The organism is Acidiphilium sp. 20-67-58 (assembly GCF_002255515.1).
Taxonomy (GTDB): domain Bacteria; phylum Pseudomonadota; class Alphaproteobacteria; order Acetobacterales; family Acetobacteraceae; genus Acidiphilium.
In genome coordinates, this window is the sequence record NZ_NCAS01000069.1 from 1 (window position 1) to 7,161 (window position 7,161).

Annotated in this window: 12 protein-coding genes; all 12 read left to right on the plus strand. The window is 58.4% G+C overall.

The window, feature by feature from the left end; all coding sequences use genetic code 11:
* A partial coding sequence (locus tag B7Z76_RS15500) for a glycosyl hydrolase family 28-related protein (RefSeq protein ID WP_291345091.1) occupies positions 1-1,532 on the plus strand: 1,532 nt, incomplete at its 5' end.
* Complete coding sequence (locus B7Z76_RS15505) at positions 1,532-1,987, plus strand: hypothetical protein (protein WP_291345093.1); 456 nt, start codon at positions 1,532-1,534, stop codon at positions 1,985-1,987. The genes B7Z76_RS15500 and B7Z76_RS15505, both read left to right, overlap by 1 nt.
* 6 nt (positions 1,988-1,993) lie before the next feature.
* On the plus strand, positions 1,994-2,293 hold the full coding sequence (locus B7Z76_RS15510; RefSeq protein WP_291345095.1) for a hypothetical protein: 300 nt from the start codon (positions 1,994-1,996) through the stop codon (positions 2,291-2,293).
* A complete protein-coding gene (locus B7Z76_RS15515) occupies positions 2,290-2,580 on the plus strand; it encodes a DUF1003 domain-containing protein (RefSeq protein WP_291345097.1) in 291 nt (96 codons plus the stop codon). The genes B7Z76_RS15510 and B7Z76_RS15515 overlap by 4 nt, the downstream gene beginning before the upstream one ends.
* 11 nt (positions 2,581-2,591) lie before the next feature.
* A complete protein-coding gene (locus tag B7Z76_RS15520; RefSeq protein WP_291345099.1) occupies positions 2,592-3,632 on the plus strand; it encodes a hypothetical protein in 1,041 nt (346 codons plus the stop codon).
* Positions 3,629-3,877 (plus strand): DUF3310 domain-containing protein, encoded by a 249-nt coding sequence (locus B7Z76_RS15525; protein ID WP_291345101.1) that lies wholly within the window; start codon positions 3,629-3,631, stop codon positions 3,875-3,877. The genes B7Z76_RS15520 and B7Z76_RS15525 overlap by 4 nt, the downstream gene beginning before the upstream one ends.
* Complete coding sequence (locus B7Z76_RS15530; RefSeq protein ID WP_291345103.1) at positions 3,874-4,302, plus strand: N-acetylmuramidase domain-containing protein; 429 nt, start codon at positions 3,874-3,876, stop codon at positions 4,300-4,302. The genes B7Z76_RS15525 and B7Z76_RS15530 overlap by 4 nt, the downstream gene beginning before the upstream one ends.
* A gap of 284 nt (positions 4,303-4,586) precedes the next feature.
* Entirely contained in the window at positions 4,587-4,817 is a 231-nt protein-coding gene (locus tag B7Z76_RS15535) for a hypothetical protein (RefSeq protein WP_291345105.1), read from the plus strand.
* A gap of 3 nt (positions 4,818-4,820) precedes the next feature.
* A complete protein-coding gene (locus tag B7Z76_RS15540; protein ID WP_291345107.1) occupies positions 4,821-5,114 on the plus strand; it encodes a hypothetical protein in 294 nt (97 codons plus the stop codon).
* Between the two features lie 4 nt (positions 5,115-5,118).
* Positions 5,119-5,601: a hypothetical protein gene (locus B7Z76_RS15545; protein ID WP_291345109.1), complete on the plus strand. Its 483-nt coding sequence runs from the start codon at positions 5,119-5,121 to the stop codon at positions 5,599-5,601.
* Entirely contained in the window at positions 5,601-6,251 is a 651-nt protein-coding gene (locus B7Z76_RS15550) for a hypothetical protein (RefSeq protein WP_291345111.1), read from the plus strand. Before B7Z76_RS15545 ends, B7Z76_RS15550 begins: the two co-directional genes overlap by 1 nt.
* 166 nt (positions 6,252-6,417) lie before the next feature.
* The coding region (locus tag B7Z76_RS15555) for an HNH endonuclease (protein WP_291345113.1) at positions 6,418-7,161 on the plus strand (744 nt) is incomplete at its 3' end.

A 7,161-nucleotide genomic window follows, 5' to 3' on the forward strand; every position in this document is an offset into this window, starting at 1 on the left:
TTGTCGATGCTGCCGGGCGCAGGTGGTATCGGCAATATGAAAACGCTTTGAGCGTAAAGTGGTTTGGGGCTAAAGGAGATAACACGACTGACGACACCACCGCAATCCAAAACGCCATTAATGCTCTGCCACCGAGCGGCGTTCTGTTTGTGCCGCCGGGCCGATATCTGCTTTCAAACCAGATCACCATCTCGACACCGGGCGTCGCTGTCATCGGTGCGGGATGGTCTTCCGCAGTCACCGTCACGCCGACCGCAGGCACCATCTTTGTGTGCTCGTTCGCGCCCTCCGTGGCGGCGAACGTCTTCTACGTCACCGGCTCAAATATCGGATTTGAAAATCTTGAAATCTGGCCAAACTACCAGCCTGCGGCGGCTTCGGGATGGACGCCGGTCGCAACGCCGAACGCGATTCAGTTTTATAGGTCCTCGGGCGCAGCAACGGGCGGTGACGACGGACGCATCACTAATGTCATGATCCGAGGGATGTCCATAGGCGTCTACTATTTCGGCGCGGACCGTGGGCGCGTGCAGGGGCTATACGGCCAGACATTTGGCCCTCTGCTGAATGTGGACGGAAGCTACGATGTGCTGAAGGTCCACGATTTCCACTATTGGGTGTTCTTTTCGAGCGATACAAATATTCTGGATTATGTTCAACAGAATATATCATCTATTTATTTCGGGCGCGTTGATAATCCGGAAATGACCAACATCTTTAGCTTTAATTGTCATGAAGGTCTCCAATACGGTCCAACAAACACTACCGCAGGGGGCGGTTCTCAAAGAGGCCAATTCGCAAATGTGTGTTTTGACAACTGCTATTATGGAATAGTGCTTGCTTCGGATGGACTTGTCACCTTTGAGGCAAGCAATCTTGCTATTTATTGCTCTACATCGGCAGGAACGGCTACCGCGCCAACGCGCGGAATTTATCAAGTCTCGACTCAGATCGCCAATGCACAAATCACAAACTTCGATTGCGCAGGATCGCAGGGGGAAGCGATTCGTTTCACTGTTTCCGGTTCTCTCCTGCAACTCGATAATGCAAACATTGAAAGCTATAATCAGGTAAACAACAACTTTAATGCTATATACGCAGATACTGGTGTAACGGCCCAAATCGGCTCCATTTCCGTCTCGAAGGCCAATGGCAACAATGTGGTGCCGTTTGGCGGCTCGGGGTCCATCGGGATTGCCTCTCGCCGCACACAATACGCAAATTACGAGACGTGGACTGGAATTTATGGCGGCGATATCGCTACAATGGCCCGGTGCTTTGGGCGAGTGGCCGTTTCTGTCACGGCAACCGGATATACGACGTGGAGCAGCGGCACGCTTCCCGTGACCTACAACACGGCGCTCCTTTGGGGGCGCGCGACACTAGGCTCGCTTCCGACAAGCGCAGCCGTTGATATCTTTGATGGGCAGGCCGCTCCTACATCACCCCCCGTCAGCGGCGTGTCTGGCGAACTCTATGCTGCGTCCACCGGAACCGTATATGTGGACTACGAGGTTGTCGGCGTCCTTTAATGTCCTTCTTTTCTCGCCTGAACAAATCCATAGAGCGTAAAGAAAAAGCCGTCATTCAGGCAATTTCGCGCGGACGCCGTGAGGACAAAATCATGACCGACCCGTGGCCATCCTCCCAGCCGCCGTATTTCGAGCGCGTCGGCATCGAATTTGACACCGCGATCAACGTCGTGACCGGCGGCCCGCTCGGCTGGACCGTGAGCGAGCGCGTGGCGTGGGAGGCAGGCTGGCGGCCTTCCCCCGATCCGGCGCGGGCGCAACGCACCGGGCCGCGCAAGCCCGGCTGGTGCCTGTTCTGCCGGTTTCTCGGCGCGGTCGTGCAGCGCGATCATTGCGGGCTTCAGTTCACCAACGCGCCGTCATCGGTGCCGACCTACATCCGCGCCGGCATTGCGTTCGGCGTCGGCTTCCTTGCGCTCGGGCTGGTCGTCCACGCGCTTTTCTCTGTCTTGTGAGGCTCCATGTCCGATGCCATCCCGCCCGCCATTGCAATCGAACTCGCGCGTCTGGCGGCTGCCGACGTGAGGCACGAATCCTCAATCAGGCGCCTTGAGACGGACATGCAGGAAATCCGTGTCACGCTTGGCATGATGGCGACGAAAGAAGATGCAGCGGAAATCCGAACCCACATCGACAACGCGATCAATGGCCTGCTGCGTGACGCGCTGAATGCGGCTCCGATGCGGCAATCGGTGCTATGGGGGGCGCTGGTGGCACTCGCCACGGTGGGGATGCTCGTCGTGTCTTGGGTGCATCATTGAACCTGGAACGGGCTTATCGCACCTTCCGCAGCCCGAAATTCTTTCTCTGGTTCCTGTGCATCTTTTGCGCCGGCTGGGCTGGGTGGAATTTCACGCCGGGTCTGCCGCATTTCGATGACGGCGGCCTAGAGCGGCTGACGCTGATCCTCTCCATCGAGGCGTCCATTGCATCCGCCGTGATGCTCGCGGTGCAGGAGCGGCAAGAGCAGGCGAACCAAAAGCAACTTCAATACATGCTGCACATCATGGAAGCCCTGCACGACCAACTCACGAAAGGCGCGGAATGAGCCAAGCCCCATTGACCACCGAACAGATGCGCCGGGCGCTTCAACTGGTCGCTCTGCACGGCTCTGTGTCGGCTGCGGCGCGGGCTGAGAACCTTCCGCGCCAGACCCTCGCGCATCAAGTCATGAAGGCGCGCAAACAGGGGATTGCGGCAGACAAACCCCGCGTTCGAGTGCGGGCAGCAACGATTGAGGTGCCGGACCTTCCATCCTCGGCCGAACCACTGGACGAACTGATAGACCGCCGCACGCGGAGCTTCGAGCGGATGCAGGCCGCCGAAGAAGCCCGCGACCTGGTGCCGATCCGCGTCCGGTGCAACGGCCCGTATGGCATCCTGCATTTTGGCGATCCGCACATTGACGACCCCGGTTGCAACTGGCCGTTGCTTCGGCATTGCGTCGATCTGGTGCAGCGGACAGATGGGCTTTTCGCCGGCAACGTCGGCGACAGCAGCAACAACTGGATTGGCCGCCTGGCGCGGCTCTACGCCAATCAAGACGTAACCTCGGACGACACCCTGCGGCTGATCGAGTGGTTGATGAATGCGCTGCCGTGGCTCTACGTCATCGGCGGCAATCATGATGTATGGAGCGGATCGACTGACCCGCTGCGCTGGCTGGCGCGGCAAGCTGGCGTGCTCTACGAGTGGCACGGCGCGCGGCTGGCGCTTGTGCCAGATGCGGGCGAGACGGTGCGGCTGCACATCCGGCACAAATGGCGGGGCAATTCGATCTACAACGCAGCGCACGGTATCGCCCGCGCGGCACGGTTCAGCGGCGATCCTGACCATATCGCGATCGGTGGCCACATTCACACGGCGGCTTACAATATCCTGCCGTTCCGCAACGGAGCGCATATCACGCACGCGATCCAGGTTGGCACGTTCAAGTATTTCGACAGCCACGCCAAGGCGGAAGGGTTCGAGCAGAACAACCTCCCCGCCGTCGTGACCGTCATCAATCCGACCGCGCCGCGCCAGACCGGCCTTGTCACGACATTCTGGGATGTGGACGAGGGCGCGGATTATCTGCGGTATTTGCGGAGGGCTGCATGATAAAGCGACCGGCGCATTACGACCGCTTTCTGATTGAGCCGATGACGTTTGCGATGGCGAACAATCTGAACCCGCTCGAAATGAACGTGATCAAATACACATGCCGCGCGCCATACAAAGGTCAGATGATTGAGGATTACCGCAAAGCTATTCGGTGTCTCGAAATGCTGATTGAAACGCAGCAGCGGCGCGAGCGCATTGATGTCGGGGAAGACCCGCGCGATGTGTGGAAGGACATTCTGTGACCCTCATCGAAGCCGTGGCACACGTCGAAAGCGGCGCCGATCCTTACGCCATGCGGTTTGAGCCGGCATTGTATGACCGGCGCGGCCCGACCGCGTGGCAATGTTCGCAGCGCGAGGCGATCCAGCGCGCGAACCACTGCGACGTGGCGACCGCCGATATGATCGCCTGCACATCCTGGGGCGCGTATCAGCTTCTCGGCGTCAACATCTACGCCAATGGCTACACTGGCGCGATCAGCGATTATGCCAACGCGCTGCAGGAAACCGAGATGCGGGCTTTCGTCCAGTCGTGGGGCGCGGGCTTTGAATCGTTGCTTGACACCGAAGTGGACGCAATCCCCAGCGACCGACTGCTTGCCTTCGCGCGGCGCTACAACGGCCCCGGCGACCCGCAGGCATACGCATCCGCTCTAACCTCCGCATGAGGGTCGGAATCGTCGCCATCGTCGCGATTGTCGCTGCGGTGCATTGGTGGGTGGGGTGAGGGGCTTCCACCCTCTGCTCAGTCTCCAGCGGCGCCGACTGATCTGGTAGTCTCAAAATGCTGCGGACCCTCGTCGGCGCCATCGCTGGCCGTCTGCCCACCGGGGTTTCGTCAGACCCGTTACCCAACTTCCGAAGCCCGTCGCGACCATCGGCTGACCGCTTCCGGTAGCTCACCGCAGCAACAACGACCATACCCAATCCTCCCTCGAAAAGGAACCACGAAATGAACACCACGACCGTCTCGCAAGGCGCGGCGGCGGGCGGCGTTGCGCTGTCCGCTGTCGTGCTGATCCAGTGGATTTTGTCTCTGGCTCACGTTTCGATGCCGACCGACGTAGGCACCGCTGTTGCAGTGCTGCTGTCCGCTGGCGTGCATTACGTCATCGCCAACCATAAGGCCGCGCCGAAAGACGCCGCGCCTTCCACCACCCCCACCGAACAACCGAAGGCTTAATCCATGAAAGTAACCGCACGTTTCGTCTGCATTGGTGCAAAGCAGATTTTTCAACACTGGTATCGTAATGAGGGCGGCGAGCAGTGCTCGCCCGACGCACCGGGAGCCGAGGCCGTAATTCACGAAGAGGTCGAATTCACGGCGATCTGGACCGGCCATCCTGAAGATAACAGCTACTCGGAAGCCACGCCGTCCGGGTCGCTCAAGATGCACATCTCAAACCCTGCTGTGATCGGCTTTTTCAAGTCGGGCGAAGTCTACGACCTCGCCATCACGCACCACTCCAAGGAAGCCTGACCCCATGACCATGACCCGCCGCGCCATCCTCGGCGCAACCGTTCTCGCGCCCGTCGCTCTCGCTGGGTGCGCGACCCTCTCCGGCAATCCGAACCAGATCGCCGCGCAGGTGCTGAGCGACGTCAACCTGATCGCCTCGGGTCTCGCCAACGCGCTGCCGGGCCTTCAGGTTTCCAACGTCGTGCCGGCTGCCGTGATGGCCAAAGCGCAGGCGCTGGTCGGCAAAATCCAGGCGTCCGCCGCGTCCATGTCCGCGACGATCAGCAAGAACGCCGCGCAGCCCATCGTGACGCAGATTGAAACCGATGTGAACGCATTCGCCGCGCTGCTGGCCGGGCTCCCGCTGCCGCCGCCTTACGCGCAGATCGTGCAGGCCGCCGTGGTGCTGCTGCCGGTGATCGAAATCGGCGTCGGGCTTGCGGTGCCTGCTGGCGCTGCGCACGCCATGACGCCGGCTGAGGCGCGGCTGGTGCTCGCGGCGCATTGATGGACCTCTCCCGCATGAAGCTCGGCTGTCGCTGGCAGCCGGGCGATGCGCCGCCTGTGGCAGTCACCGCCGCGCATGTGCCGGAGGTGCCGGGCGCATGGGGCCGGTGCAGCGCGCCGCGGATCAGCGGCGACAATGCGACCATCGGCGATTGCGTCGAGACTGCGGCGGCCAACGCGGTGCAGACGGCGCTTGCCCGCGCCGGACTGCCGGGGCAGATCGCCAATTCGTTCGTGGTCGATCTCTACAGCCGGATCACTGGCTACAAGCCCGGCGAGCCGGCGACCGATCGCGGAACGAACCCGGCTGACCTGTTCCGCTACTGGCAAGCGAACGCCATCGGCGGCTACCGGCTGGAAAGCGTGACCGGGATCGAGCCGGTAGCGGAAGCCGCGATACGCCACGCCATCGTGCAGACGGGCGGCGTCTTTCTCGTCGTCGCGCTCTCCGTCGAGCAGCAGGCGCAAACGGTCTGGGAGCCAGCCGGAACGCCTGGATCGTGGGGCTATCATGCGGTCTGGTGCGATTCCTACGACGGCGCGCTCACGTTCGCGACCTCATGGGGCGCGGACATGCCGATCGACCGCAGCTATTTCACCGCGCCGGGCTTCGTGCATGGCGCGTTCGCTCTCAACCTGACAAGGGCGTGATGTGATGGGCGACGTGGTGAAATTCCCGGAACACATCCGCACGCCGCCAGTCCCCACCGCATACGCGCGCGGCGGGTGGCGGCTGGCTTGGACTTTCCAATTGTGGCCCATATGCGGGCTAGTTCCTGTTTGGGTATTAGACTGGCCATAAAATATTGTTTTTGCGATGAAATTGCTTTATATTGTTTTTATGGAAAACGGAAAAAACGATATTGAACTTTTATCGCGTCAAGACGCCATTAAGTTGGGGCTAAAACGGTATTTTACAGGAAACCCATGTGCGCACGGTCACGTTGCACAACGATTTGTTTCTAGCTTAAATTGCGTTATTTGTGCAACAAATAACAGAGACAGATATCGGTCTCAAAATCCCAATCACGACAAAGAATATACTCAAAAATGGAGAGAGCAAAATCCAGAAAAGCTCCAAGCGCAAAAAGATACAAGACGCAAAAGATATTTTGATAATATAGAAGAATCCAGAAGAAAAAATAAAGAGTATGATTTAAAAAGAAAGGCCAAAAGAAAAATACAAAGAGCTAAATTTTATGAAGAAAATAAAGAAAAAATGCGTGAGCGTAGCCGAAAATATCGAGAAGCAAATTTGGAAAAATGCCGCGAAGCCAATCGGCAATATGCATTAAAAAAACCACATAAATTTCGTGATTCTGCCAATCGACGCCGTGCTCGCCTAGCCAAAGCTGAAGGAAATTATTCAAATGAAGATATTCAAAAAATATTTATCCAACAAAAGGGAAAATGTATAATTTGCCTCGTTAAATTTACTAAAGAAAAAAAATACACAATTGACCATATTATGCCGCTTCATTTGGGCGGCTCAAATGATGTTTCCAATTTGCAGCTTGTCTGCAAAGGATGCAATTCGCGCAAAGGCCACCGCCACCCGATG

Excerpts from the sequence above, each read along its gene's own strand:
- B7Z76_RS15550 (WP_291345111.1), top strand. The coding sequence starts at position 5,601 with ATGGACCTCTCCCGCATGAAGCTCGGCTGTCGCTGGCAGCCGGGCGAT.
- B7Z76_RS15510 (WP_291345095.1), top strand. The coding sequence starts at position 1,994 with ATGTCCGATGCCATCCCGCCCGCCATTGCAATCGAACTCGCGCGTCTG.
- B7Z76_RS15525 (WP_291345101.1), top strand. The coding sequence starts at position 3,629 with ATGATAAAGCGACCGGCGCATTACGACCGCTTTCTGATTGAGCCGATG.
- B7Z76_RS15545 (WP_291345109.1), top strand. The coding sequence starts at position 5,119 with ATGACCATGACCCGCCGCGCCATCCTCGGCGCAACCGTTCTCGCGCCC.
- B7Z76_RS15505 (WP_291345093.1), top strand. The coding sequence starts at position 1,532 with ATGTCCTTCTTTTCTCGCCTGAACAAATCCATAGAGCGTAAAGAAAAA.
- B7Z76_RS15535 (WP_291345105.1), top strand. The coding sequence starts at position 4,587 with ATGAACACCACGACCGTCTCGCAAGGCGCGGCGGCGGGCGGCGTTGCG.
- B7Z76_RS15540 (WP_291345107.1), top strand. The coding sequence starts at position 4,821 with ATGAAAGTAACCGCACGTTTCGTCTGCATTGGTGCAAAGCAGATTTTT.